The 26189-nt window shown below is 49.1% G+C and carries 26 protein-coding genes and 1 pseudogene; 4 read left to right on the top strand and 23 right to left on the bottom strand.

The window, feature by feature from the left end:
- Window positions 1–4: 4 nt before the first annotated feature.
- From B0X71_RS03735 to B0X71_RS03695, 9 genes and pseudogenes are all read right to left on the bottom strand, one after another.
- On the bottom strand, window positions 5–253 hold the full coding sequence (locus B0X71_RS03735; protein WP_077588185.1) for a helix-turn-helix domain-containing protein: 249 nt from the start codon (window positions 251–253) through the stop codon (window positions 5–7).
- A 10-nt stretch (window positions 254–263) separates the two neighbouring features.
- Window positions 264–744, bottom strand: a pseudogene (locus B0X71_RS03730) (DUF2975 domain-containing protein).
- Window positions 745–921: 177 nt separating this feature from the next.
- Window positions 922–2112, bottom strand: a complete 1191-nt coding sequence (locus B0X71_RS03725; RefSeq protein WP_077588184.1) for a cation:proton antiporter — start codon at window positions 2110–2112, stop codon at window positions 922–924.
- A 373-nt stretch (window positions 2113–2485) separates the two neighbouring features.
- The gene (locus B0X71_RS03720; protein WP_077588183.1) at window positions 2486–3289 is read right to left on the bottom strand and encodes an alpha/beta hydrolase; all 804 of its coding nucleotides are present in this window, start codon (window positions 3287–3289) and stop codon (window positions 2486–2488) included.
- 112 nt (window positions 3290–3401) lie between these two features.
- A complete protein-coding gene (gene psiE, locus B0X71_RS03715; protein WP_077588182.1) occupies window positions 3402–3848 on the bottom strand; it encodes a phosphate-starvation-inducible protein PsiE in 447 nt (148 codons plus the stop codon).
- A 237-nt stretch (window positions 3849–4085) separates the two neighbouring features.
- Window positions 4086–4709 (bottom strand): FMN-binding negative transcriptional regulator, encoded by a 624-nt coding sequence (locus B0X71_RS03710; protein ID WP_077588181.1) that lies wholly within the window; start codon window positions 4707–4709, stop codon window positions 4086–4088.
- A 23-nt stretch (window positions 4710–4732) separates the two neighbouring features.
- On the bottom strand, window positions 4733–5251 hold the full coding sequence (locus B0X71_RS03705; protein ID WP_077588180.1) for a spermidine/spermine N(1)-acetyltransferase: 519 nt from the start codon (window positions 5249–5251) through the stop codon (window positions 4733–4735).
- Between the two features lie 25 nt (window positions 5252–5276).
- Window positions 5277–5729 carry a MarR family winged helix-turn-helix transcriptional regulator gene (locus B0X71_RS03700; RefSeq protein ID WP_077588179.1) on the bottom strand — a complete coding sequence of 151 codons (453 nt, stop codon included), beginning with the start codon at window positions 5727–5729 and terminating at the stop codon, window positions 5277–5279.
- 153 nt (window positions 5730–5882) lie between these two features.
- Window positions 5883–6524 (bottom strand): O-methyltransferase, encoded by a 642-nt coding sequence (locus B0X71_RS03695; protein WP_077590886.1) that lies wholly within the window; start codon window positions 6522–6524, stop codon window positions 5883–5885.
- Window positions 6525–6895: 371 nt separating this feature from the next.
- On the opposite strand from B0X71_RS03695, the gene B0X71_RS03690 reads away from it, so the two are divergent.
- Window positions 6896–7213 (top strand): hypothetical protein, encoded by a 318-nt coding sequence (locus B0X71_RS03690; protein ID WP_077588178.1) that lies wholly within the window; start codon window positions 6896–6898, stop codon window positions 7211–7213.
- 253 nt (window positions 7214–7466) lie between these two features.
- Here the strand turns inward: B0X71_RS03690 and B0X71_RS03685 are convergent, their stop codons facing one another.
- The gene (locus tag B0X71_RS03685; RefSeq protein ID WP_077588177.1) at window positions 7467–8156 is read right to left on the bottom strand and encodes a DNA-3-methyladenine glycosylase family protein; all 690 of its coding nucleotides are present in this window, start codon (window positions 8154–8156) and stop codon (window positions 7467–7469) included.
- 128 nt (window positions 8157–8284) lie between these two features.
- Window positions 8285–9028 (bottom strand): DUF4097 family beta strand repeat-containing protein, encoded by a 744-nt coding sequence (locus tag B0X71_RS03680; protein WP_077588176.1) that lies wholly within the window; start codon window positions 9026–9028, stop codon window positions 8285–8287.
- Between the two features lie 487 nt (window positions 9029–9515).
- On the opposite strand from B0X71_RS03680, the gene B0X71_RS03675 reads away from it, so the two are divergent.
- Window positions 9516–10997, top strand: coding sequence for a UDP-N-acetylmuramoyl-L-alanyl-D-glutamate--2,6-diaminopimelate ligase (locus B0X71_RS03675; RefSeq protein WP_198038680.1), 1482 nt, complete (start codon window positions 9516–9518; stop codon window positions 10995–10997).
- Window positions 10998–11065: 68 nt separating this feature from the next.
- On the opposite strand, the gene B0X71_RS03670 is transcribed toward B0X71_RS03675, so the two are convergent.
- From B0X71_RS03670 to B0X71_RS03655, 4 genes are all read right to left on the bottom strand, one after another.
- Window positions 11066–11908, bottom strand: coding sequence for an aldo/keto reductase (locus B0X71_RS03670; protein WP_077588174.1), 843 nt, complete (start codon window positions 11906–11908; stop codon window positions 11066–11068).
- Window positions 11909–12201: 293 nt separating this feature from the next.
- Entirely contained in the window at window positions 12202–13374 is a 1173-nt protein-coding gene (locus B0X71_RS03665) for a metal-dependent hydrolase family protein (RefSeq protein WP_077588173.1), read from the bottom strand.
- Between the two features lie 39 nt (window positions 13375–13413).
- Window positions 13414–14610, bottom strand: a complete 1197-nt coding sequence (locus B0X71_RS03660) for a hypothetical protein (RefSeq protein ID WP_077588172.1) — start codon at window positions 14608–14610, stop codon at window positions 13414–13416.
- Window positions 14611–14935: 325 nt separating this feature from the next.
- Window positions 14936–15973, bottom strand: a complete 1038-nt coding sequence (locus tag B0X71_RS03655) for an alpha/beta hydrolase fold domain-containing protein (protein WP_077588171.1) — start codon at window positions 15971–15973, stop codon at window positions 14936–14938.
- Between the two features lie 342 nt (window positions 15974–16315).
- Between B0X71_RS03655 and B0X71_RS03650 the strand changes: the two genes are divergently transcribed.
- Window positions 16316–16984: a GIY-YIG nuclease family protein gene (locus B0X71_RS03650; RefSeq protein ID WP_077588170.1), complete on the top strand. Its 669-nt coding sequence runs from the start codon at window positions 16316–16318 to the stop codon at window positions 16982–16984.
- Between the two features lie 230 nt (window positions 16985–17214).
- Here B0X71_RS03650 and B0X71_RS03645 read toward each other — a convergent pair whose 3' ends face one another.
- Both B0X71_RS03645 and B0X71_RS03640 read right to left on the bottom strand, forming a co-directional pair.
- Window positions 17215–19002 carry a YhgE/Pip domain-containing protein gene (locus tag B0X71_RS03645; RefSeq protein WP_077588169.1) on the bottom strand — a complete coding sequence of 596 codons (1788 nt, stop codon included), beginning with the start codon at window positions 19000–19002 and terminating at the stop codon, window positions 17215–17217.
- 1 nt (window position 19003) lies between these two features.
- Window positions 19004–20953, bottom strand: a complete 1950-nt coding sequence (locus B0X71_RS03640; RefSeq protein WP_232336833.1) for an efflux RND transporter permease subunit — start codon at window positions 20951–20953, stop codon at window positions 19004–19006.
- 265 nt (window positions 20954–21218) lie between these two features.
- Between B0X71_RS03640 and B0X71_RS03635 the strand changes: the two genes are divergently transcribed.
- Window positions 21219–21782, top strand: coding sequence for a TetR/AcrR family transcriptional regulator (locus B0X71_RS03635; protein ID WP_232336778.1), 564 nt, complete (start codon window positions 21219–21221; stop codon window positions 21780–21782).
- Window positions 21783–21937: 155 nt separating this feature from the next.
- Here the strand turns inward: B0X71_RS03635 and B0X71_RS03630 are convergent, their stop codons facing one another.
- The 6 genes from B0X71_RS03630 to B0X71_RS03605 form a co-directional block, all read right to left on the bottom strand.
- Complete coding sequence (locus B0X71_RS03630) at window positions 21938–22240, bottom strand: hypothetical protein (protein ID WP_077588167.1); 303 nt, start codon at window positions 22238–22240, stop codon at window positions 21938–21940.
- Window positions 22241–22457: 217 nt separating this feature from the next.
- Window positions 22458–22700: a hypothetical protein gene (locus B0X71_RS03625; RefSeq protein ID WP_077588166.1), complete on the bottom strand. Its 243-nt coding sequence runs from the start codon at window positions 22698–22700 to the stop codon at window positions 22458–22460.
- A 112-nt stretch (window positions 22701–22812) separates the two neighbouring features.
- Window positions 22813–24606: a M3 family oligoendopeptidase gene (locus B0X71_RS03620; protein WP_232336777.1), complete on the bottom strand. Its 1794-nt coding sequence runs from the start codon at window positions 24604–24606 to the stop codon at window positions 22813–22815.
- A 112-nt stretch (window positions 24607–24718) separates the two neighbouring features.
- Window positions 24719–24919, bottom strand: a complete 201-nt coding sequence (locus B0X71_RS03615) for a DUF2200 family protein (protein ID WP_077588165.1) — start codon at window positions 24917–24919, stop codon at window positions 24719–24721.
- Between the two features lie 3 nt (window positions 24920–24922).
- On the bottom strand, window positions 24923–25141 hold the full coding sequence (locus B0X71_RS21345; RefSeq protein WP_077588164.1) for a hypothetical protein: 219 nt from the start codon (window positions 25139–25141) through the stop codon (window positions 24923–24925).
- Between the two features lie 287 nt (window positions 25142–25428).
- A complete protein-coding gene (locus tag B0X71_RS03605) occupies window positions 25429–26187 on the bottom strand; it encodes a hypothetical protein (RefSeq protein WP_077588163.1) in 759 nt (252 codons plus the stop codon).
- Window positions 26188–26189: the final 2 nt, after the last annotated feature.

Here is a 26189-nt window from a genome sequence, read left to right as displayed (position 1 = left end):
ATTTTCATTCCATTGCATTTGCGCCATCTCCCGCATTTTCAGACTCTGCGTCTTGCCGGTATTCCAAAATATCTCCGGGCTGACAGTCCAGCGCCTTGCAGATCGCTTCGAGCGTCGAGAACCGGACCGCTTTCGCTTTGCCGTTTTTCAGGATCGATAAATTCGCCATTGTAATTCCGACCCGTTCCGATAGTTCTGTTACGCTCATTTTCCGTTTCGCCAGCATGACATCGATGTTAATGATAATCGCCATATTTTTCACCTCAGACCGTTAACTCATTTTCTGATTTTATTTCGATGGCATTCGCTAAAAGCTTTTGCAGCACGGCGGCGAACACCGCAATCACGATGGGTGCGAAGATCAGCACCATGCCGATCAGGACAACACCGGGTGCATCATCCCGGTCCCCCTACGAGAAAGAAAAACGGCATGCTGAGCACATACAGGCCGCTGATCGTCACTGCGCAGCGTTTGATGTTGCGGAGCGCGCGGACCGACCGCTCCGAGAATGCATTATTTCTGTCAATAAAACTGAGCAGCCGGAACGTCTGATGCAATGCGATGAAAAATGGAATCGCCGACAGGTACATCGCAATCAGAATCGGGTAAAGCAAATGCGCATATTCCCAATCGCTCGCCATCGTGTCCCGAATCAGCCATGGCAGTAAAAAGACACACGCCGCAATGACCGGAAGCGCCAGCAGAATGACGATCAGTTTTAAAAAGAGTGTTTCCCCTTTCACATAAGGCACCTCACTTCAATTGATTTCAATTAAAATTTAGCACATGATTTATCGTTTATCAATAATTAATTATCTATAAAAGGATATTATTTATTGAATAAGCACTATTTCACTTGAATTACCCAACAAAAAAACCTTCGCCTGCGGATAGGCAAAGGTCTATTAAATAAGCCGATTTTATTTTTTGCGGGCCGTCAGCCATTGGGTCATCGGGTAAATGCCGACGCTTTGCAGAATCAATGACAGCAGCACAGCCGCAAACGCGACGGAAATCAACGGCGCTTCCGTGCTCATCTCTTCTGTTTCCAGCCACAACAGAAGGGCGACCGACATCGTTCCTTTGATACCGGCCAACGATAAAATCGATGCATATCCTTTAAAATCCTTCCGCCAGGCCGGAACCGCATACACGAGGCCGCTCAGTACGGCAAAGCGGACAAAGACAGACAGCACAAAGATGATGACCGCAAGCCCCCATTCCGTAAAGGTGATATACGGCACAGCCCGGATGCCGATCATCAAAAACAAAATGGACAGAATGGTGGGTTCGATAATCTCCCAGAACTCGTCCAATGAATCCTTGATCCGGTAAGTCATCGTCCGCCCGAATTCGTAAGCCATCATGATGCCGGCCACGACCGAGGCAAGCACACCGGATACGCTGAGTGCATGGGCAATATAGAAACTGCCGTACGCCAATACAATTGTCAGCATGACATGATAGCGCTCGTTGTGCGTATAATAGATCGCCCGGCTCGCGAGCCAGCCCATCACAAGACCGACAAGGATTCCTCCCGCAGATACAAGAACAAGTTCTGAAAGGAAATGCCAGAAAGAGAACCGGTTGCCTGTCTGGACCATGGAAAGGAAAATGGTGAACAGCACAATACTTGTGCCATCATTCACCATCGATTCCCCTTCCACCACATCTGCCAATTCTTCTTTTCCCGTACTGTTTTTAATAATGGCGGTAACGGAGACCGGATCGGTCGGGATGAGAATGGCGGCGAGCAGAAAAGCACCGGTCAGTGACAGGGAGATGAAGGGATCACTGACAAAGTAAATTGCAGTGCCGAGGAGCGCAGCCGTGGCCATCAAACCGACGGTGCTGAACGTTGTAATAATGCCGATGTGCTTCTTCAGTTGAGCCAGCGGAAATTTATACGCAGAGGTGAAAAGCAATGCAGGTAAAAACACGTTGAAGATGATTTCGCGCGAGATATACAAGTCAGAAAGAAATGGAATAAAAGACAGCACCATGCCAAGCAGCACGAGCACGACCGGTACCGGAAAATACTTCTGCTTCAAGTCAATGGTGTACACAATGTAGCCGATTAAGAGTAACACCGCAATCTGATGAGTGACCAAGGCATCATCTCCTTCACATGGTGTCTGTACTGATTTGTCTTTCCCTCTTCCCCCGCCATTAATCCCGTTCGGCAGGATTTCCTTTCATCTCAGGTTCAACCGGTTGAAGAATAGCTTAAAAATGCATCCAAAGGCCCTTAAACTTCGCTCCATCCGTCCTTAAAACGCATTCAGTCTGTTTTAAAATGCATTCGATCGGTCTCAATCTACACACAGCCACTCTTAACATGCACTCAGCCGGCTTTAAAGTGATTTCACTTTAATTCCATCGCGCCTGATCCCGTAATCGCAAAAAGCTGACACCGGAAAACCGGCATCAGCTTGGTTGGCTTGAAAAGTATATGTTCAGTTCACAAACGGCTTGCGACTCCTCTTAATGCTTTTTCAGCCAGGAAATCACATCATCATAAACTTCGTATTTCGATGGTTCGTTGAAAATTTCATGCATAAGACCGCCATAGATGGTGAGCGTTTTGTCTTTTGAGCCGATGTCGCCGTACAGATCCCGCGAATCTTTTTCGGCGACGAGGCCATCATCCGCCCCGTGGAGCACAAGAACCGGGTCGGTCAGCTCAGCCGCATGGTCTTTCAAGTACTGGATGCCTTCCGGGAACACGTTGATCAGCCCGATGGAAATCTTCTTCTCGACCATCGGATCGTTGACGTACGCCTCCACCACGGCCGGATCGCTGCACACCCCTTCGCCGAGTTCGTTATCCACATACACGTCCGAATCCATATCGAGCGGCAGCGGACCGAACAAGCCATTATTGTAGCGGGTCAGCGCACCCGACAGCACGATGCCATTCACTGCACCCGGATACTTTGTCGCATACAGCGCGACCGTAAAGCCGCCCATGCTGTGGCCGATGACATACACCGGCAGGTCCGGATTCTCTTTTTTCGCCAAATCTACGACCGTCTTCAAGTCATCGGGCATTTCATTATAGTCATTGAAAAATGTTCGTTTCCCTTCTGAACGTGCATGCCCCCGCTGTTCATAGCGGTACACCGAATAGCCATTCTCCAGCAGGCTCACCGTGATGGCGTCATAGCGGCCGAGGTGTTCAGCGAGTCCGTGTGAAATGACGACCACTCCCCGCGCGTTTTCCGCTTCATCTTTTTGGCTGAAAAGCTTTGTGCCGTCAAACGATGGTACCATTCGTTCTGTCCCCATCCATTTCCCTCCCCTAGTATGCGTATCCATTAGTTTTCATGAAAATTATACCAATTGAAAAAATTCACTTCAAGCTGCCGGACTACCTGATGGACAGTCGCCTGCTCCGACTTCATATTTTCTTGAAAAACCAACTGCTGTCCGGCCGTTCCCGCGGCGTCAAGTTCATAATGAAATAGCCGATGATCAGCACTAAGATGACGGCCGAATACAAAAGCGTGCTGACCGGGTCATGGTGTTCGACAATAATCAGCCGGGTCATCGCCGTAATGCCGATATAGATAAAATACCGGAGAGGGAAATGATAATTTTCTTTGAAATACTTTACAATCATCGTGATGAATTCAAAATACAAAAAGAACAGCAAGATACTTTCGAGGAGAGATGTGTATTCATGTATGCCCGCCTCGATTGAAAGCCGGCCGAATACCATAAGTTCCTTCACCAACAGAAATGACAGGACCAGTGACAGAAGAACAAGCGAGACGTTTAAGATCAGCTGAAGCACTTTCGGAACGCCGATTGCTAAAAGACTGGCACTTTTTCTGATTTGGGTCATCCGGTTCCTCCCTTTCCCTTCCTGTGTGAATCGGCGGCAAGTTTTTTGCCTTTTGAATAATATGCTCAATAGTACGACAAAAAGGATGGTTTGCAAATGAGTAACCAGTAATCTTAACAATTAATTTAGAAAAGCAAAAAGCCGCTTTCAGAACCCGGATGGATTCGAAAAGCGGCTTTTGTTGGGGCATTATTTTTGATTTCGGCCAGTACTTTATTTTTGTAGGCGTATCGATCTTTATTTCTTCTTATTCAACTCTTTCTCCATCGCTTCGGCTACGTGAGACGCATGAACAGCCTGTTCGTCGTTGAGTTTTTTCATGATGTGCCGATAATCCGCTTCCTCTCGATTTTGGCTTAATTTATAGGCGGCTTGGACTTCCTGCACGGCAATTTTGAAGCCGACGATTCCCTTCAATTCCTTCTCCAGCAGCTGCGGGGAAAGCGTATCCCACAGCACCGGGTTGTCCCGATGTTTTTCATGTGTTTGCAGGAGGGCTGTCAAATCTTGCTTTAATGCTTCTTCAGTAAGAATAGCCGCTTTGCCGTACACATGGACAGCCTGATAGTTCCAGGTCGGAACGTTTTCCTGACTGTACCAGGAAGAGGAAATGTATGCGTGAGGTCCCTGGAACATCACCAGCACTTCTTCAGCAGCTTCAAGGGTCCGCCACTGAGGATTCCCATAAGCCATATGCCCCGTTATAGCATAACCTTCCTCTTCTTTCACCAACTGCATTGGCAAATGGGTCGCGATCGGCCGGCCTTTCTTTGTGGTGACCAGCGTTCCGAAGGCATGTTCCTGGATAAACGCCTGAATCTCTTCGACATTTGTGACCTTGAATTGTTTTGGAATGTACATTAGGAGCCGCCTTTCCTTGATTGTTATGAGAGTGGTTTGGTCATCAGGAAGTCCACTTGTTCTTCATCGCCCATGTAAAAAGAATGCGCGCCGGTTTGGATAAATCCTTTTTTCGCATAAAAGGCGATGGCTTTCTCATTCTTTTCCCATACGCCCAGCCAGATTTTCTTTTTCCCGTCCTCCTTAGCGACATCCAGCGCTTTATTCAGCAGATGCTTCCCGAGTCCGAGATTCTGAAATTTATTTTTCACATAAATCCGTTCAATTTCAAGTGCGTCGTTCCCCATCGCTTCCGACTGGGCATGTCCGGCATTAACTTTCAAATACCCCGCCACTTCACCCTCAAAAACAATAAAATAGAACCGCGATGACGGGTCGGCGATTTCCTTTTCCAATTGCTTTAAGCTGAACGCCTTTTCCACGTAGGCCGTCAATTGTTCAGGGGAATTCTGATCTTTGAATGTCTCACTGAATGTTTCCGCGCTGATTTCTTTAAGCGTCCGCACATCGTCCGGCGTGCAAGTCCTGATTTCAATCGTCATTTAACCCGTTCACTCCTTTACTTGATCAATAATCCCGCTTATTGCCTTTTTTCACAGATTCCCAGTCCTTTTCAACATTCTTTCGTATGCGTTCCAGCAGGTCGAAGGTAAGCGCTGCTTCTTGTTCGGAGAATCCTGCCAGCGCGACCGCATTGGAATGCTCATTCTCTCTGATGATGAAGGGATAAGCGCGCTTTCCTTTCTCTGTCGGAAAGAGCTTTTTGATTTTTTTATTGTGCGGATCTTCTTTCTTTTCAATAAAACCATTCATTTCGAGTTTTTGGATCGCCCGGGTTGCCGTCGAGCGGTCCACTTTTATCAGATCCACCAGTTTTTCCTGAATGATGCCGGGATTTTCACAAATCCGCACAATGTACAGATACTGCCCTTTCGTAAGATCCAACTCCTTGAACTCGATATTGCTGATTGAATCGAGTGCCCTGGCAATCATGCCGATTTCCCGCAGAATTTGCTTCATGCCTTCCTCCTCCACCTTATTTTATTGCAAATGCAATAAAATATTCCATCTAAATGTATCTCTTTTTTAGTGTATTTGCAATAAAAAAATCATCAATTCAATGGGAATTGATGATTTCATCAGTCAGCTATTTCTTACTTCCCCGTATGTCCGTCACTTTTCCTTCACTCGTGAAACAGTCAGGCCATCACCAGTCGGCACAAGCACGGATTCCAATTGCGGATGGCGGGCGACTGCCTCGTTGAACTTTTTCATCGTCTCCGTATAGCGTTTCGGTAAGGCCGCCGGGTTTGCCACACTGCCTCCGGCCAGTACGTTATCCGCCACAATCACCGCACCCGGTTCCGCCAATCGGATACAGCGATCCAAGTAATTCTCGTAATTTTCTTTGTCCGCATCGATAAAGAAAAAGTCGAACCGGCGCTGATCGGCAATGAGCTTCTCCAAGCTTGCTAAGGCGGGGCCTGTCAGATAAGCGGTCTGCCCGCCAAAACCGGCTTTCGCCAAATTTGCCGCTGCCAGTTCTGCATAACTTTCTTCCAACTCCAGGCTTGTCAGCTTTCCTTCGCTGCCAAAGCCCCGGGCAAGACAAATTCCGCTGTAGCCGCCGAGCGCACCAATCTCCAGGACATTTTTAGCTCCCGCTATTGCGACGAGTACCGTAAGCAATTTGCCGGATGACGGGGATACGGAAATGGACTGCATGCCGTTTTCCCGGATAGATGAAAGCACGTCTTCAAGTACTGCGTCCTGCCCGTTAAATACTGAATCGATATAGTTGTTAACTTGCTGCATAAGAATCGCTTCCTCCTTCACTGACCAAAAATCAGCTTTTTGTTTGTATACATAAGTATACATCACTTATTCCCTCTGTCAGCCTTGTTATGTATCCGAAGGGTCTCGTACAGCCTTTCTACGGGAGCAGCCTCAGCTTAATTTTTTGTATGAAACGCGGCAGCTGACATGCTGCCGACTGTCTTTTCACTTAAGCAAAGTGCTATATTGAAAGTATAATCCGCTTACCAGCTTTATTGCGCTTTTATTCCCGAAGACGCCAAGAGAGCGACAGGAGGTGCATGGCTTGTTACGCCAGTGACATCAGGCTGTTTCCGTCTTCAGTTGCTGCTTTGAACCCAGTGAATCAGACTGTGTAAAGGAGAATGAGAGTGGATACACTTATTCAATTGAGAGATTTTGTGTACATTGCCTTTTTCATTAGTGCCTTCCTGCTTTCCTGGAGGCTTGGGGTCATAACGTTAAAGAAACGGCATAGCCTTGGACTCGCAATCTTCGTCTCGCTCCTGTCCAGTGCGCTTATCCTGCTGCCGGGCGGCTTCTTCGCCTCTGCTGCTGAACCGGATCTCATCGGACAGGGTTTGGTGCCTTTTGTATTTCAGCTTGTCTTTATTCTGATCGGCATTATCAATATGGCCATTCTGCTTACAAAAAAGTACAGCCGGAGAAAAGCAGGGCCTGCTTCCTGAAAATGATTGGGTTTTCCGTTCCCTGTGTCAGACACAATTCAAGTACAATCAATCCGATGAGCGGACACAAATAAGCCGGCAGCGCATCCGCTGCCGGCCTTTTTGTTCATCCGTTGATTTCATTGAAATACACCACCGTCTTCATCACTTACCATCTGATTTCATCATGAATGAAACAGCAAAAAAACCGTTATCAATTGGATAACGGTTTTCATCACAGTTCTGAACATATTGCCTTCACGCATCTCACCATCTACTTCTCTTTCGCTGTTGCCCGTCTCGCCTTCGCCCGCTTTTTCTTTTCCGCTTCCGTCATCGGCGCCGGATCGGTCAGTTCCGGAAGTGCACCGCCCGCGATTTCCCACAGATACAGGCTGGCGACACTGGCGTACGGCGAGTAGCGCCGCTTGTACTTGGCATACAGTTCAGGCGTGATTTTCCGGTGCCGGTACAGCATGCGGAGTCCGCGGACAATCGCAAGGTCGCCGTAACTCAGCACATCCGGCCGTTCCATTGAAAACAGCATGAGCATTTCGGCCGTCCATTTGCCGATGCCGTTCAGCTTCGAAAGTTCCTGGCACAATTCCTCATCCGACAGTTCGTACAAGGCATCGATATCCAGTTCACCGGAAACGATTTTTTCGGCGGTTCCTTTAATGTAACTCACTTTCCGGAACGACACGCCGATCGATTGGAGCTCTTCATCGGAATGAGCCAGTATGCTCACCGGCGTCACTTCGCCGACTTTTTCCACAAGCCGGTTCCAGATCGTCACATGCGCTTTCGAAGAAATCTGCTGGCCGATGATGCTGTTGACAAGTGACGCGAACAGATCCGGATCGACTCCCCGCCTTACAGGGCCGATCCGGTCGATCGCTTCGCCCAATGCCTTGTCTTTTGCTTTCAAATAATCAATTGCGGCTGGATCAATACGAAAATGCATACATCCTCTTCCTTTTCCTGTTTTCCGTCTTCTGTCCATTATAGGAACAAAAACGGGTACTGGCAAAAGTCAGCGTCTATATGCACCATTCATTCTTTTCGGCAGCATGCTCACTTCCGCCCTGTCTTTTACTGCTGCTTGACGTCGATTTCCCCGACTTGCGTAGCGATTTTCAATGTCGGGCCGCCTTCGCCAAGTTCCTGCATCACTTCCCGGCCGGATGCACGCTGCATTCCATTGACTTGTTCCGTACTGGCATCTCCGACATCCGTCCGCAAATCGATAGTGACATTGGCCGGCACTTCATTCACCTTGAATTCCACATCCCCGACATTGGAGTGGATGGCTATGTCCTCCACAATGGTATCGGCAGTGACCCGGATTTCACCGACTTCCGTTTCAATGTCAAGCGGGCCTGCTGCTTCGTTCACTTCAATATCCCCGACATTGGAAGCCAAGCGGATGCTGTCGAATTCCTTCTTCGGCAATTGGATCTCCAGGTTTACGTCTCCCGCAAATTTTGAGCCGAAGCTGAACAATGAGAAAATGGATGATACTTCGTTATCATGCGAGACCGTAACGTGTAACGTTCCGTCATCGTCTTCCACTCCGAATTTCAGGTCTCCCGCTTCATCCCGACTTAAATCTCCCTTGAGTTCCACATGGATCTCATCATCCGCACTTTCTTCGATCGTTATATCTCCGACATCCGTTGACGCATCAATTTCCGCGATGCTGTTTCCATTAAAGCTTTTCACTTCATTGACAGCAGCATTCGATTCACCGGAAAACAAATTCGTAATGCTCCACACAAGAGAACCCCCGACGACGACAACAACTGCGAGCAACAGGACAAAAATAATTTTTTTCATTTTTCCGTATCTCCTTTTATGGTGAAATTGAACGTCTGTGCCTGGTTTGTTTACAGTTTAAGCATATCCTTCATTTAATTTTTGTCGAACAGGCTTGGGATATATCTCTTTCTGCGTCTTTGGGTGGAGATGTAGCCAAACAATTGGCAGTTATTAAAAAGCCGGCTTCAAGATCGTTTGATCGAAGCCGGCTGTGAGTTCCCTATGTACATTCCATTCATTTTTGCGTTCGCTGAATTAATTTAAGTATAACATTCCTCTACGAAAGCACGGATGGTATTGCCGTTTTATCTCTTCGAAATTATCCCGCCACGGCATTTTATGCCCGTGTTTCAATTCGCACTGGAACGGAAATAGGGTAAAGACTAGATACTTCGACTTCAAGATATCTGACCCAGCTGGCCTGTGCTCACCGGATTCCGGTCAGTAAAAATGCCTTGGCCGCCGATGATTTCCCGAACCGCCAGCTGAAGAGAGGATGAACAACATGCGAATGACCGCCAGTGAATTTTACACTTCCGGCATTGACCGGATTTACGGAAACAGCGAAACGAACATATCAACAATCGTCTATGACTCCCGAAAAGCAGTAAAGGACAGTGCCTTTTTCTGCCTGACCGGTGAAAACCATGATGGGCACAGATTCATCGAAGAGGCAATCCAAAACGGGGCTTCTGTCATCATTGGTTCCGATATAAATACATTGAAACAATTTTACCTGACGAATCCCGCCTGTACGTTTTTGGCCAGTGCGGACCCGCGGCAAGTGATGGGTCGGCTGGCTGTTGTACAGAGCGGTTATGTCCATAAAAAACTGAAGACCATCGCTGTCACGGGCACAAATGGAAAAACAACCGTCACAGCGTTCGTGCGCTCGCTTCTGAATCAAGCCCGCATCTCAACCGGATCAATCGGAACGGCAGGAATATGGGACCATAAGCAGAAACTGGAGATTGAACAATCCACGAACACGACGCCCGAAGCACCCGATCTCCACGCCATTTTCCGGCAATTTGCCGACAGCGGGCTGGAAGCAGCCGCCTTGGAAGTGACATCGATCGGCATTGAACAGCAGCGGGTGGTAGGTACGGTTTTTGATATCGGCGTCCATACAAATCTGACACCCGAACATCTTGAGTTCCATAAGACCTTTACTCGTTACCGGAATGCGAAGCTGAAACTGTTTGATCAAGTGAAAAAAGCTGTCATCAATGCCGATGATGACGGCATGCGGGATGCGATCCTTGATCGGTTCGATGGACCTTACCTTACATACGGCATTCGAAAGCCGGCCGATGTTACAGCCTCCCACCTGAGACCGGGCAGCCGGGGCACCTCATTCCGGCTGAGCATCGGCACTGCAACTTATGACGTTTTCGTTCCGGTACATGGCAATTATAATGTTTCAAATGTGCTGGCTGCCGTCTGCGTCCTCCTGCATCTCGGACTCAGCAACCGGAAAATTGTCGGTGCCTTGACCGGGATTCAAGGGCCGGAAGGACGATTCGAAATTATCGATCACCCGGCCGGCTATAAAATCATCATGGACTACGCCCACACACCGGATGGCCTTGAAAAAGTACTGGACGCGGCACATCGCTTTGAGTACCGCCGGCTTATTTTGATGATCAGCGGCATTGGCCTGCGAAGCCCTGAAAAACGGCCGCAAATGGCGGCACTGGCGGAACAGCAGGCCGACGAAATTATCGTGACAGTCGATCATCCCGGCTTCTTTAGCCGGGAACAGATCCTCGATGATGTGTTCAGCGGATTTCGCCATCCGCGCGCCAGCAATCTCCACCGGGAACCTTACCGGAAAAACGCCATCCATAAAGCGATGGCACTTGCCGGACCGGGTGATCTCGTTCTGCTGACCGGACTCGGGTTCGGCGGTTACCAGGTGATCGGCGATGAACGCGTGTCCTACAATGAGCGTGAATCGATTGAAAGTTTTGCCGGCCACCCATAGAATATTCATTCAAAAAAGATGCTGCCAGCGCGTTTAACCTGCTGGCAGCATCTTTTTCAGTGTGACTGTTAAAATTCCTCGTGCGTAGCCGGATCCATATCATGCAGCCGGCCATCCGGGCGCGACAGATCCGCAATTGCGCTCATTTCCGTTTCGCTCAATGCAAAATCGAAAATGGCCAGATTTTCCCGCTGCCGCTGCGGGGAAGTGGACCGCGGAATCGAGATCGAACCGATCTGGTACTGCCAGCGCAGCACGACTTGCGCAATCGTCTTATTATGGTTTTTCGCAATCTTGTTAATGGTTTCATTGGATAAAATGTCCGCCGCTTTGGCAAGCGGGCTCCACGATTGCGTTTGGATGTTATGCTCCTCGTGCACTTTCCGCTGTGCTTCCTGATTGAAGAACGGATGCAGTTCCACCTGGTTCAGGCTCGGCGTCACTCCGGTCTCCTTTATAATGCGCTCCAGGTGCTCCGGCAGGAAGTTACTTACACCAATTGACCGGACAAGCCCCCATTTTTGTGCATCAATCAGCGCCTGCCACGCTTCCACGTAGAGATCCTGTCTTGGGATCGGCCAGTGGATCACGTAAAGGTCCAGGTAATCGAGCTTCGAACGGTACAGTGATTCCTGAATCGCAATGAGCGCTTTTTCGTATGTGTGGTAACGGCCCGGCAGCTTAGACGTAATCCAGAGTTCCTCGCGGGAGATGCCGCTGCGTTTGATCCCTTCCCCGACGGCTCCTTCATTTTCATAATTATAGGCTGTATCAATCAGCCGGTATCCGGCATTGATGCCGCTGCTCACCGCATTGGCCCCTGCACTGCCCCACAATCCGTATGTACCGAGTCCTGTAACCGGCAATGTCGTTCCGTCGTTCAGTGTCACTTCCGGTATTGTTTTCCCCATCCGTCTTCACTCCTCTCACTTCTGAATTTAAGATTACTCTTATACAGATGTAAATTCAAACAATTCTGCCAGCAGTATCCACAATGCGAGTTCCCGTTTGTTTTTCTGTGTTCCTGTTCCTGTGTGTTGTTTCTGTCCCTGTGTCAAACACAAGTATGTCTATTCCCGAATACGGATTGCTAAACAAAAGGTGTGCACAACAACTCGCAGAGTCATTAAGCACACCTTTTCTCTCATTCAATTGTTGTGAATAAACTGAATCGGTTTTAACACAGGGACAGATTCAACTCACGCTAGACAGCGTCGCCACCCTTATAGACAGCATATATATCACGGAATGCATTGATATCGTTTTCCGGGTCTGCATTGAGGACAACGAAATCGGCCGTTTTTCCTTTTTCAAGCGAGCCGGTATGATCTTGAACATCGAGCGTTTCAGCTGCATGGTATGTGGCTGACGTGATAATATCCCGGACTTTCATTCCGCCCGCCCGCATAAGTTCCAGTTCTTTTGCAAAGTCGCCATGCAGATTGAAAGGCGTGCCTGCGTCTGTGCCGGCAGCGATTTTCACACCGGCTTTGACAGCTTTCCGGAAGCTTTCTTTATGCACTTCATAGCAATAGACCGCTTTTTTCACGGCATGCGGCGGAATGGCACCGGACTTTGCGTTCTTGACGATGTAGTAAGGAGCAGCGAGTGTCGGGACGAGCACCGTATCGTATTTCAGCATGAGTTCAATGGTCTCATCATCGAGGAAGATGCCGTGTTCAATCGTCGTGATGCCGGCCCGCACAGCATTTTGAATACCCGCTGTCCCTTGCGCGTGGGAAGCGGTTGTTTTTCCGGCATGGCTTGCCTCTTCAATGGCGGCGCGCATTTCTTTTTCTGACAACTGCGGAGACCCCGGATCCACACCGGGCGTCATCACTCCGCCTGTCGCCATCAGTTTCAGCACATCAGCGCCGGCTTTCAACGTTGCCCTTGCCGCTTTTCGCACTTCGTCCTCGCCATCCGCTTCTGTTGCAAACGGATAACCGTGTCCGCCGGTCATCACGATCGGCTGCCCGGAACCGTAGACAGTGGGACCCGCCATGAGACCGGATGCTACAGCGTTGCGGAATTCAAGATCGATATGCCAGCGAGATCCAAGATTCCGGACACTTGTCACACCGGATTTCAATTGCTTTTGGCCATTGACGTAATGACGGTATGCAGCTGTTGCCTGTGAATCTTTTGCAATTTGCGCAAAAGGATCCGCGTCGCCGTCCATGCCGAGATGGACATGCATATCGAATAAGCCCGGCAGAACTGTTTTTCCGCTGCCGTCCACGGTTGCCTCCGCATCCATTTGGACCGCTTCATCACCTACCGCCAGAATTTGACCGTTTTCTATGATGATCGCTGATTGCTTCAATTTTTCTCCCCGCCCTGTATAGAGCGTGATATTTTCCCATTTAGTCGTCACTTCAATTCCTCCTTCAGTTTCATGCAGCGTTCACTGCCTTTACAAAAACCCAACGAAAATCCCGGCCAGAATGACAGAAACGATGGTAACGGTGATGAACCCGCCGACAAGCATCGGCGGCAGCATATAGCTTGTCAGCACTTCCCGTTCTTTTTCATCTTTTGTCAATGAATCGATGACTTCCACAGTAATGATGTAATCCGCCGGAAATCCGTAAAGCGCGGTGAGCGAAACAGCGAAAGCCATTTCTTTGCTGACTTTCAGGACTTTCCCGATTATAAACGAGAAGATGTACATGCCTGCGACACCGATGATGATGCAGGCAAAGAGCGGATAAAGAAGTTCAAGCATCATTTCAGGCGTCGCATTTTTCAACCCGTCAAAGACGAACAGCAACAGGCCTGCGATCGCAAATCCAAACCCATTCGCTTTCATCAGCGGGTGCCGTTCGAGGAACCCGATACTTCTGGCGATTATGCCGAATAGCAGGCACAATACAAATGGACTGATTTCGAACAATGGCGCCACCCAGACAGACGTCAAATAAGCCAGGTACCCCACCACAGCGAGCCGGAAAAACTTGAAAAAATCCGTGTTGTACTTTTCCGGCATCTTAGCGAACATTCTCGGTTCGTTGTTCTCTTCCGCCGGATCCGCCGGTCCATCCGAAGCCAGTTTCTGCTCGGGTAAATCGTCGTTGCGGTACTTCTGCAGCAGATTCCGGCCTTCCCGTTTCAGCATAATCGAAGTTAACGGATAGCCCGCAAATCCTTGGATAACGTAAATAACAACCGCAAAAACCGCCAGCGTCGGCAATCCTGCCGCAGTCGCTCCTTCCGACATGATCAATGCGGAAACGAGCCCGCCGACCAACGGCGGAATCGCGACCGCAATCGTCTGGAAATCAAACAGCAGCAGACCGATTGTAAATAAGGCAGCCACTATCCCAAGAATCCCTGATATAGCGATCAAAATCGTCCGCCATTGTCTTTTGAGTTCCTGCAATGATAATAACGTTCCCATATTTACAATCAGCAAGTAAATAAGCAGGACGGCCACAGCCGCAGGAATCCCCGCAATTGCGACGATATCCGGTGGGAAAAACGTCCAATAGCCCAGCAGGAAAAGTACCCCACTGACAAAAATGGAAGGAATCCACGCCTTCGTGCGCGCTGAAATTACTTCACCTATGTATAAAGCCAATAGTAAAATCGATATTGCCAACATCTGCGCCATCCACAGCACTCCAATCTCTTTTTTTCTCTCCCTGTGTCAGAAACAATTATGACTGCTTATTATTCTCTATAAACTTACAAAATCGGCAGTCAGTACCCGTTGCTATTCATGGCTTCTACTTTTTCGCATGCAATGGACATGAATTGTTTTTGACACAGGGACCTACACAACTAGCTTTTTCCTACCTTATCACAAAATAATCAGACTTAGTAGAAGGTTTTATGAATTCAACTTAACGCCTCTTTCTCTTCTCTCTAAAAAGCCTTCCATGGAAAAGTGGATTCCATGGAAGGCCTATCGTTTTGTCTATGGCAGTGTCAATCATTTATGTGGAGTTCAAGATGCCAACCTGGAACTCCACCGCTGATATCAGCTGACTGATCGCCGCGTCAGCTTCGGGGATCGGATAAAGCATAAACGCGTGATTCATCCGCGGGTATTCGAAATAGCGGAGATCTATTCCTTCTTCTGTCATCCGGTTCTTCAAATTTCTTGCGTCGGTCAGCAATAAATCGTGCGTGCCGGTGAACACTGTAATCGGGGCCAGTCCGTGAAGATTTCCGTTAATTGGACTGACAAATGGATTCCTGGGATCGTGCCGCGGTCCCGCCCACAACTCCCCGAGTTTCCTTCCCCCATACCGGGCAAGTATGGGATCCGTTTTTTCCAGCTCTTCTTGCCTCAGATCACTCATGGTCACATCAAGCCAAGGAGACAAAAGCACCAAATTGCCCGGCTGCGGCAGCCCTTCTTCTCTCAGCATCTGTGCCAGTGCGAGCGCGAACCCGCCGCCCGCAGAATCACCCATCAGCACGATTTTTTCCGTCGGCACTTCCTGCAGCAATTTCTTGTACTGAACAAGAACTTTCCGGAAACTTTCTTCGTAATGGTGATTAGGTACTGTCGGGTATATAGGAACTGTGACATTCCAGCCGGTTTGCCCCACCAGTTTATTGAAGAAACGCCAGCCAATTTTACTCGGGTGCAGCACATATCCGCCGCCATGCAAATAGAACACATGCCACTCACTGCTAAAAGCCGCCTGTCCGTCATGCGATCCCAGCAAATAAACCGGCATCTCTTCAGTTTCCGCCTTTCGGGTACTTGCTCGCATGTCCACTGAATCCGGAACAGTATAGGATTTATAGACCAGTGCCCGCTTCGCTTCAATGAACTGATGAAACGTATCGGGATCGCTCAGTATTTTCTTGATAGGGGATTTTCCAAGCGCGATTTCTGCAAGCTTACTTCGCAGACTTCGCTTTTCAATTTGATTCACATAAACGCAGTATCCTCCAATAGCAGCGAGTGAACCGGTCAGCAAGGCTACAGGTCGGCTCGTTATCAACTGTGCAATAATCACAACTCCTCCTTTCTATCTGAATTGGCAAGTCGTACTTCTATATAAATGAATTAAAGTAATAGCACGTTTAATTAATGGCACCCGAGGCTTCAATGTTCGGTCTTCCTATTCCCTGCCAGCCGGGAGATTAAGCCTGGATAAGTTCTCTCACTGTTGAAGCAGTGCGCTCCTCCCATCTTGCCGTCTCTATGGCAATCTATTCAGTCCATCATGTTGCATTTGAATTCGCTTTCAATAATGCTTTTATATTTAGTTATGACTTTTATTGAAATAACCAATTTCTTCTTGTCTTGCTTTATACTGGACATAATAACATCATTCAAAGGAGGTTCATCAGATAACATGCTAAAGAAAGTGTTGAACAAGCTGTTCACTGCAAATAGCACATCGGCCGTAGAGACACCGCCCAATCCGCCACAAACGAAAATGTATTTATATGAACCAAATCAGCAAGAATTAGAAGCCATCATCCAGTCTCCCTTCCCGGACGGAAAAGCCCCTGGCTATGTTTACTTTGTCCAAGAGTACTTAAACGGGACATTTAAAATCGGTAAAACGAAAAATATTGAAAAACGGATGAATGTTTTTGGTGTAAAGCTTCCTTTTGAGAACCAATTAGTCTTTCTTATTAAATGCGCTGATCATCACCAAGCGGAAGCAGTGTTTCATAAACACTTTGCAGATAAGCGCCTGGAAGGTGAATGGTTCGCTTTGACGAAAGAAGATGTCACTTGGGTAAGGGAAGGGAAATATACACCGGAGATCGAGCAAACCATTTTCCCGCCACCACCGGTTCCTACTGATTCAAGCGATGAGAAACCATTGACCAAAAAACAACTTGAATATGCCCGGAAATTACTCGAAAAATTATCAGTTGATTACGAACTGACGAAGGATTATGCAGAACTGACCCAAAAAGATCTGAATCGCCTCAGCGGCTACTTTCGCTTCAAAAACAAAGGCGCATTGACCAATCTCGTGAAAGCCGGCGTACTGAAACCGAAATCCTGAAAACCAAAAAGGCGTTTCCGCTAACCGCACAGGTTACTGGAAACGCCTTACTATATAAATTGCAATGACTTCCATAGCCGTGTTCTATCGTAAAGGGAATCAGCGGAATCGCAACACTCGCTGATTCGCTTACAGCCTGCGAAGCGCCGGCGCATCCATGCCCTGATCGGCCGAAGAGATTAATAAATATTCCATGCTTTAATTCAACTTATATAATTTGCTGACTGTTTTCAGCTGAAGAGATCCAGCAGTCGCGTCCAGAAGGTTTTCTCTACTTTGACCGGCTCTGCCGCCACTTCAGTTTCTTCCAGCTCAATGCTTTCCGTCTGGATGATGAACTGGACGGAGCCGATATTGTCATTTTTAGCTGACACGAACGATTCCGCTTCGAAATCGGATTTGTCGTATTCGGCCATCATGCTGTCGACTTCCTGCTGCATCTGCCCCGGCAGATCGCTTGTCGCTTCCTGCAGTTCGCCGGTGCCTTCGTGGAGACGGGAAGCACCGGATTCCAGTTCGCCTGTGCCGGATTCCAGTTGGCCGATGCCAGCGTGCAAGTCCTTATAGGAACCTGCCAACTGATCGACACCACCTGTGTATTCCGAGAGGCCTGCGTGGAATTCACCGTAATTCGCCGTCAATTCACTGATGCCTTTCTGCAGCTGTGCGAATGGATCACCGGCACCGGGTTCTTCAAGTGATCCTGCCAGGCCATCTGCCATTTCTTCCAGGCTGTCAGCCATTTCCGTCAACGAGCCGGACACTTCATTTAATGTACCTTTCACCGCCTGGAACGCTTCGCTTACGGCTGCATACGTCTCTTTCGCCGCCTGTGCTGCTGCATACGTTTCAGTGAGCTGGTCAATGACCGTTTCATCCGCGCCGCTCGCATAAAGCGCCTGGATCTGTTCTTCTGTGATCTCGTAATCCGGAATGGCGGTCATCGCATTATCCAGCGCAGTATAGGCAGCCTGGTGGTTGTTGTTCAGCGTATCGAGGCCTGTTGCCGTATCGCGCAGACCCTCAGCAATTTCCCGCAGACCGCCGCTCAATTCCTGCAATTGACCGAGGTCCATGTCAGCCGGTTCTCCGCTGAGTGCATTGTTCATCGACTCGAGCGCGTCACCGATTTCATTGGACGCACCGAGCAGTTCGCCGGACGAAGCAGCCAGTGACGTCACACCATCCCGGTACTCGGCAGAACCGCTATGCAATTCCGCAACACCGTCATTGAGCGAGGCGATGCCGTCCTGCAAGCCACCGACACCGTTATGGACTTTCAGAATACCGTCCGTCAATTCCTGCATGTCGCCGGTCATGCCGCCGAGTTCCGGCGCATCGATCGGCAGCGTTGACGGCACCGCGGACAAGCTGATACCGCTAAATTCCAGGTCCGTGACATCCGCTTCGACAATCATTTCTTTTTCCTGTTCCGGCATGACCGTGAACGTCACTTGCCTGTCACGTCCAGCATTGGCAATCATGCCGGCCGGCGCTTCGATGTTGCGGTACAGCTCGGTATCAAGAGCGAGTGAGATCTGCAGCAAATAATTCTCGAAGAATACGGGATTCACCGCTTCGTTCGCTTCCGTTCCGATTACAATCTGGAGATGTCCATCGCGGCCCGCCAATTCGTCCGGTGTGATTTCCTCCCCGTCCAATTTATACGTGATCGCGATATCCCAGGGCAGCGGCTCCTCCAGGTTACCCTGATAATAAAACTTCCCTTCCGGCGCCGTGAACTCAACCTTCCCGCCTTCCTGCTGAATCGCGGACGTGTCGGTCAGGTTCCGGACGGTCGCATAGGGACCGTAATCCGTGATAAGCCCCGCTTCTTCGACTTCGAAAATATTCACAACATAACTTTCGATCAAATCACCGGTCGCAGTCAAATTCGCGTAGACGACTTCATCTTTAGAAGAAAATTCCCCGGTATCCGTCTCTGCAGATACTTGCAGACCCGGTACCGCGATGACTGCCGCCGCCATTGCCGGCAGTACTTTTTTCATGTTCCCCATCTCAGTTCTCCTTCTTCTTATAGAAGTTTGCTTTCCACGTCGTTTTTTCCACCACTTTATCGAACACAATGAACAACGCAGGCAAGAGCAGCACAACCATCACGAACGCAAGCAATGCCCCCCGGCCGAGCAGCAGGCCGATGGATGACACGATCGGATTCGTCGACGTGATCCATAAAATGAACCCGACACTCGATAGGATGGCCGCCGAGATACCGATCGAGAAAATCTTTTCATCGAGCGTGCGTTTCATGGCCGCAAGCGCCGGCATTTCCTGCCGGTATTCTTTGTACGTGTCAGTTAACAGAATGGCATAATCGACCGTCGCCGCAAGTTGGATGATGCTGACGAGCAAATAGCCGACATAGACAAGTGATGCATCCGTGAAATACGGCACTGACAGGTTGATCCATACCGAGGTCTGAATCGTCAGCAATAAAATCAGCGGGATCGTGATCGAACGGAACGTGATGAGCAGGACGAATGAGATCGTCACAAGCGTCAGCATATTCACAAATGTATTATCGTCCTGCACGGTATTTCTAATATCGTATAGCGTGACGCTTTCCCCGAGCAAGTACGCGTCATTGCCGTAGAAGTCGCCCGCCAATTCGTGGACTTCTTCGATAAGGCCGAACGCTTCCTCGCCTTCGGTCTCCGTATTCGTCTGGAGGATCAGCCGGCTGTAATTATCGGAATAGAACTGCTCCGTCACGTCTTCACCGACAGCTTCCGGCGGAATGGCGGCCCCGACCGTGCTGACATACGACACGACGTCCGACACTGCCGGCAACGTGCTAAGTTCCTGCACAAGCGCTTCTTCACTTGCCACATCGCCCCGCGGCACGAGCACGACAAGCGGTGTGCTTTTGCCGAAATGCTCCCGGATTTCGGCAATGTCGCTGCCGGCCCGCGTGTTTTCCGGCTGGTCGCCGATGCCGTAAATGAAGGAAGTCTGGCTTTGGGCGAGAAACGCCGGAACGACGATCAGCGCGACCAGAATCAGCACGGGCACCCGCAATTTCGTGAGTACGCGGCCTTTATTCGGAATCGTCGGCAAGAGCGGCCGGTGCTGCGTCTTGTCGATCCATTTATACACGAGCAATGTCAGCGCCGGCAGGAATACCATGACGCTGACGAAGCTCAGGAAAATCCCTTTGACGAGCGTAATGCCAAGATCCGCCCCGATTTCAAAATCCATGAACGACAGCGCGATAAATCCGAAGAAAGTCGTCGAGGCGCTTGCCGTAATCGCCGGGAATGATTTATTCATTGCCAGCTGCATCGCTTCCTCGGGATCGACCGTTTTCTTCCGGTAATCCGAAAAGCTGTGCAGCAGGAAGATCGCATAATCGAGCGATACCGCGAGCTGCAGAATCGGCGCGACGGATTGCGTCACGAACGATACTTCTCCGAAAAAGATGTTCGTGCCCATATTGATGAGGACCGATACGCCGATCGCTGTCAGAAACAGCGCCGGTTCAATCCAGGATGTTGTCGACAGAACGAGGATCAGGATGATGATCGGCACAAGGAGCGCCGCGGCATACATCGATTCCGTACCCGCCATTTTCTGCTGGGTGGCCGTATCGAGCGCTTCCCCGGCAAGGGCATTGTCTTCACCGATCAATTCATACAGCCTATCGGTGACCACCACTTCCTCCCCTTCCTGGATACTGAACGTGAATAATGCGAGGCCGTCCTTGTAGTAATTGTCGACCGTGTCCGCGTTCGCCATCTCGAGCGGCTCGCTTAAATCCACTGCGTCATCAAGCCACGTGACATCTGACACGCCATCGACTGCGGCCAGTTGTTCCTTGAACGCGAGCGCTTCCTGGATCGTCAACTCGTTCATCATGATCCGGTTCGTCGGCACGCTGCCGCCGAATTCCCGTTGCATGATTGCAAGCGCTTCTGTCGACTGTGCTTCTTCAGGCAAATAATCCTTCATATCATAATTCACTGGTACCATTGTAAAAGCAATGGCTCCAAGAATGGTCAGGATGGAGAATAACAACACAAGAAACTTTTTATATCGGGTAATCCATGATGTAATAATGATGGGTACTCACCTCAACCGGCTTTATTTATTTTCCACCTGCTTATTATATGGACACCGTGTTGGATAAGCAACAAACAGTTCCCCACCGTTTGTAAGTTCACCGACACTTTGGAGGAATCTGTCGGATAACGCCAAAAAAGAAAGGAAGGCTGTCATGGAAAGTTCAAAAATGGACCGGCGCAAAAAATACACGCGCATGCGGCTGAGAGACAGCCTGATCGAGCTGCTTAAAGATAAGGAAATTACCGCGATCACGATCAAGGAATTATGCGAACAAGCGGACATCAACCGCTCCACATTCTATGCCCATTACCGGGATCAACTGGACTTGCTGGAAACGATCGAAGAAGAAATCATCGAGGATATGGCGGCTTATATGGCGCAATACGAAGAACGGCAGGAAGACGACCAGCAGATGATCGAGAAGCTGATGGCTTATTTCGCTTCCAAGAAAGAGGTATGCCGCATCCTGCTCAATGACAAGAAAGATACCGGTTTTCAAAAGAAAGTGATGACATTCGCCCACCAGACATTCATGAAGAACTGGACGCCGGGCAGTGAACTGGACGAGGACCTGTATGAGTATGTCAGCACGTTCATCATCAGCGGCAGCATCCACGTCATTAAGCGCTGGCTCAATAACGATATGGATAAATCCCCGAAAGAAATGGCGGAAATCATCAACCGGCTGGTGAAGGAAGGGCTTGGTGAGAGTTAATAAAGCAAATCCTTTTTGCGGATGAAAAAGCAGAAAGTGCCTTCTTCGGTTGGAAGACGAATGGAACTACACACAAAATAACCACCCTCAATTTAAGTTCATTGAGGGCGGTTATAGGTGAATTGCATGTCATGTTGCGGTTTCCCGGAAGTCGGTCAGTAATCTCTGTCCCGATCCGCATCTGTATCTTTTGTATGGCGTTTGCTGTCAGCCAAGTCTTCAAACGCTTCATCTTCCGCCGGCGTATCATCTCTTCCGGTACCTGGCTCGTGCTGGAACGGTTTGTAGAAATCATCCCGCTTATCCTTGGAGTTCGGGTTTTCCCGATCATCGTCATCGTTAGCATCTACAAATAAGCCGTGTGTTGCATCCATCAGTTTATCGATTGACGTATCTTTATAAGGCGAATCCGGATTTGGTCGGTTTCCTACCGGTTCTCTTGGTTCCTTCGGCGCCATTCTGAATCCCTCCTATTTATGATCAATAATCCATTTATATAACTATACCCGCATATCCCAGCTGTCAATCAACACCCAATATCTCCCTGTCTGCCGACAGCTCTTGAAAAACTATACTTTAATCTAAAAAAACAGCCCTTCACTCTGCTTGAAGGAGTGACGGGCCGTTTGGCTTCGGACAAGGCAATTGACCGTTGGACATGCGCAAGTTGCCGGCTCAGCTGTTGATCGATTGCTGATTGCGGTCATCTTTTGCTGTTTTGAAATTGCCCGAACCGACTCGTTTTTTGATCTCTTCATCTGACATTTCCATATCCAGGTCATGGGTCGGAATTTCCGTTGCCCCATCGGCCAGTTCCAATTTCTCCTGCTCTGCTGACTTCTGACTGATGATCCGTCCATACTCTTCCCGGATTTCCCGGTTATCATATGTCTCTTCAGCCCATTTGTCTTTTTTCATTGGAATCACCTCTACGCTTATAATTCCCGGTTTTTTATCTGAAGAAACAAGAAATTCGGCCTGTCCCGGGCAAATCGCGTCACACAGGGATTGGAACAACGGCCGGCAGCTTCTATGGCTGCAGCTTGTCCGTCAGCCGGATGTATTCCGCCACCGCTTCCTGAACCGGCCGCAATGCTTTGTCCCAAAACGCCGGCTGGGTCAAATCTTCTCCCAGGTATTCCATCGCCAATTGTTCCATCGTCATGCGGCCGGAATGACGCAGCAGCTCGTCATAGCGATCGACGAAGGCCGTCCCTTTTTCTTTCGCTAACGAATAAATGCCATTCGAGAACAGATACCCGATCGTGTACGGAATATTATAGAAAGGTGTCTTCGTATCATAAAAATGGGAGGTATACATCCAGATATGGTCGTTCAAGTCCTCGACGATCCCTTCGTACAAGGTATTCTCTTCCGCCTTTAGCAGCTGCCTAATTTCCTCGACCGATACCAGACCCGCTTTTCGCTTTTCATACAACTTTTGCTCGAAGCGGAACACATTCGGAAGCATTCCGGCATACTGAATCGCATTGGAAATTTTCATTTCAAGAAGAGCCAGCTTTTCCCGGTCGCTTTCCACTCCGTCGATTGCAGCGTCGAGCACAAGGTTCTCCAGGAATGTGGAAGCCGTTTCCGCGACACTTGTCCCCTTCGCACGGGCGAAGGCAGGTTCTTCATGAAGGATGAAATTATGATACGCATGTCCGAGCTCATGCGCGATCACGATGACATCCTGGTATGTATCCCGGTAAGTCAGGAAAATCCGGCTTTCCTTTGAAAGCGGAAGAGATGCGCAAAATCCGCCTTCCCCTTTACCTTTGCGATTTTCCGCTTCAATCCAGCGGGCAGTGAACGCATAATCTGCAAACTCGCCCAGTTTGGGGCTGAAGCGGTGAAACTGATTTGTAATGATCCGCACGGCTTCTTCATAAGGAACCGTTTCTTCCGTCTTGAAACTTGGTGCGGCGAGGTCATACCACGCCAGCCGATCAAGCCCGTCCACTTCCGCTTTCCGTTTCAGATACGTCCGGATGCAGTCGCTGTTCCGTTGAATCGCCGCCAACATCGCCTGCAGGGACTCCTCTTGGATGCGGTTTTGTTCCAGCAGCTCTTTCAGGAGATTATCCCAGCCCCGCTGCCGGTACACATCGAGCCGGAAACCGGCAATCCGGTTCAATACGGATGCATACAAATCCGATCGCGATGCGCACACTTCCCGCATAATCGCAGCCGTCTGCTGCCGCACGCTTCGATCATTTGCGAACATCGCCTGCATATACGCCTGGCCGACCGAAACTGCTTCTGTTTCGCCGTCTTGTGGCAGCGGGAATTTCAGCTGGGTCAGCAATTGTCCGTGCAACTGCTCCCAGCCATCAAAGCCGTTTACAGCTAACGCGCTGATCACTTTTTCCTGCTCAAGCGGCAGCCGCTCCTGCACCCGTTCACGGCATTCGGACAAATAGAACGACAGCGGCGCCACATCATCCCGGCCTGTAAATTCAAGCCACGCCGCTTCCGGAATAGCTGCCAGCACCTGATCCAATTCCGCTTGCAGCGTGTTCAGTTCCGAGCGGATGATCCCGCTCTCGTCCATCAGATTCACAGCTTCCCGGTCTTCCACGTTATCCGAATACGCACAAATGAGAAAATCATCGACTTCTTCCCAGCCGGCTTGCACAAATTGCACACCTGTCAAAATATCGGCAAGTTGGTCCTGATCTTCTCCTACGCTTTTGAGCGCTTCCTGAAGTATCGGGATTTTCGTCCGCAATTCTTTCATCAGCTTTTTCAGTCTCTCTGAGCGGCTTCCTCCGTCGTACAGTGAATCCAGTTCCCAGTTTTGGTAAATAGTCTGTTCCATCATGCAGGCTCCCTTCCTCTATAACCGGTCAAAAATGCGGAATTTCCACTCATCGGTGAGAGAATCAACAGCATCTTCCACTATATATTCGATAACCGAATACCGCCTTCCTTCCCTATTTCGCCGGCTCCCGCAAAATCTTCTCCATCGCTTTCCCTTTGGCCAGCTCGTCGATCAGCTTATCCAAGTAACGAATTTCCTGCATCACCGGTTCTTCGATATCTTCCACTCGCACGCCGTAAATGACGCCTTTGATCTCTTTCCTTGAGCAATAAAAAAAGCGCCCATTTCCAAAAAAGGAAACGGACGCATCAATCTATTATTTTTGGCCGCGTGACGGCTTCGGCGGCTGGCATTCATCGCATTTACGCTGGTTGTTTTTATTGAACTTCGTAAAGGTTCTTTCAAAATTATTGCCGCATGAGCATTTGAACAGCAGCTTCTGGGAAAACCCATGATATTCGGTCGACAGCAGCTTGCTGTCTGAATTGTTATCTACAAACGTTCTGATTTTTTCAATTGTCCATCTTTTATTCATCTGATTACACCTCTATGGTTTATTGACAGGGGCTTTTGGAGCTTACGCTTTATCAGCATATCTTAAGTTATTCATTATAGCATGAGATGGCACATATAGCAGGTGGACACGATCAGACTTCGAGCTTGTCTTGTTGTTGTCCTATCCCTGTGTCACACCGAATTATGACTATTCCTTTACAAGCAAAATAATACAGAAGGCACCACTATGTGTTTCGTGAGTACAGGGAGTGTCTTTTTCCTTATACAATTGTAGTGAATAGTTTCTGTCACAGGGACATAAACAAATCACGTTTCCAGCTTCTTTTCCTCCATCTCTTCCCGCCATTTCACCACTTCATGCTCTTCAATCTGCTTCTCAAGTACCTCATCCCAGTGACTGGTCATCGTGTTCCAGACGCGGGCGAAGAATAGATCCTGCTTTTGGTCGTATAGCTGAAATTCGATGCATGGGATGAATTCTGCCTCGAGTTCTTCATGGTCCGTAACTTCCGTGACAAGGATTTGAAAACCTTCTTCTTCGGAATTAAAGCCTTCATTGGAAAGAAGCTCAACTACCTGTGCCCGATCGATATTTTCTTCCGCCACATAACGGTAAGGCGGAAGCTTGCCGCCGCCTTCCGGAATCCTGTTATCTTCCGATAGAAAGTACATATCATGCACGGTGCTATAGAGAATCAGCGTCTGTTCCGCTTCCATGTCCTCTTCAAAGATCCCTTTTTCCAGATAATCAATGCCTTTAGCCGTCAGCTTGTAGCCCTTCTTTTCAAGGTGGATCAACCCCGTGCGCTGCATCTTGTCGATTAAGTCACGAATAAACAGCTCTTCCACGAGCAGCATGTCAGCGAGCGTCGCTGCCCGGTGGATATCCGTTTCCTGAAATGCGAAGAGCAGCATTTTCATTAGCACGTCCATCTTGAAGCGCTTCACCCGACCGAATGATACCTCGTATGAACTGATCGGCAAGTGCCAACGGGCTTCGTGGATGATCGAGACGTCTCCGTTACCCCCTACTGTTAAACGCAGCTCCTTTATCAATTGTTCCACGC

The sequence above is a fragment of the Planococcus lenghuensis genome (genome assembly GCF_001999905.1).
Lineage (GTDB): Bacteria > Bacillota > Bacilli > Bacillales_A > Planococcaceae > Indiicoccus > Indiicoccus lenghuensis.
The sequence above is the reverse complement of the archived record's forward strand: the minus strand, read 5'-3'. Positions and strand labels throughout refer to the sequence as shown.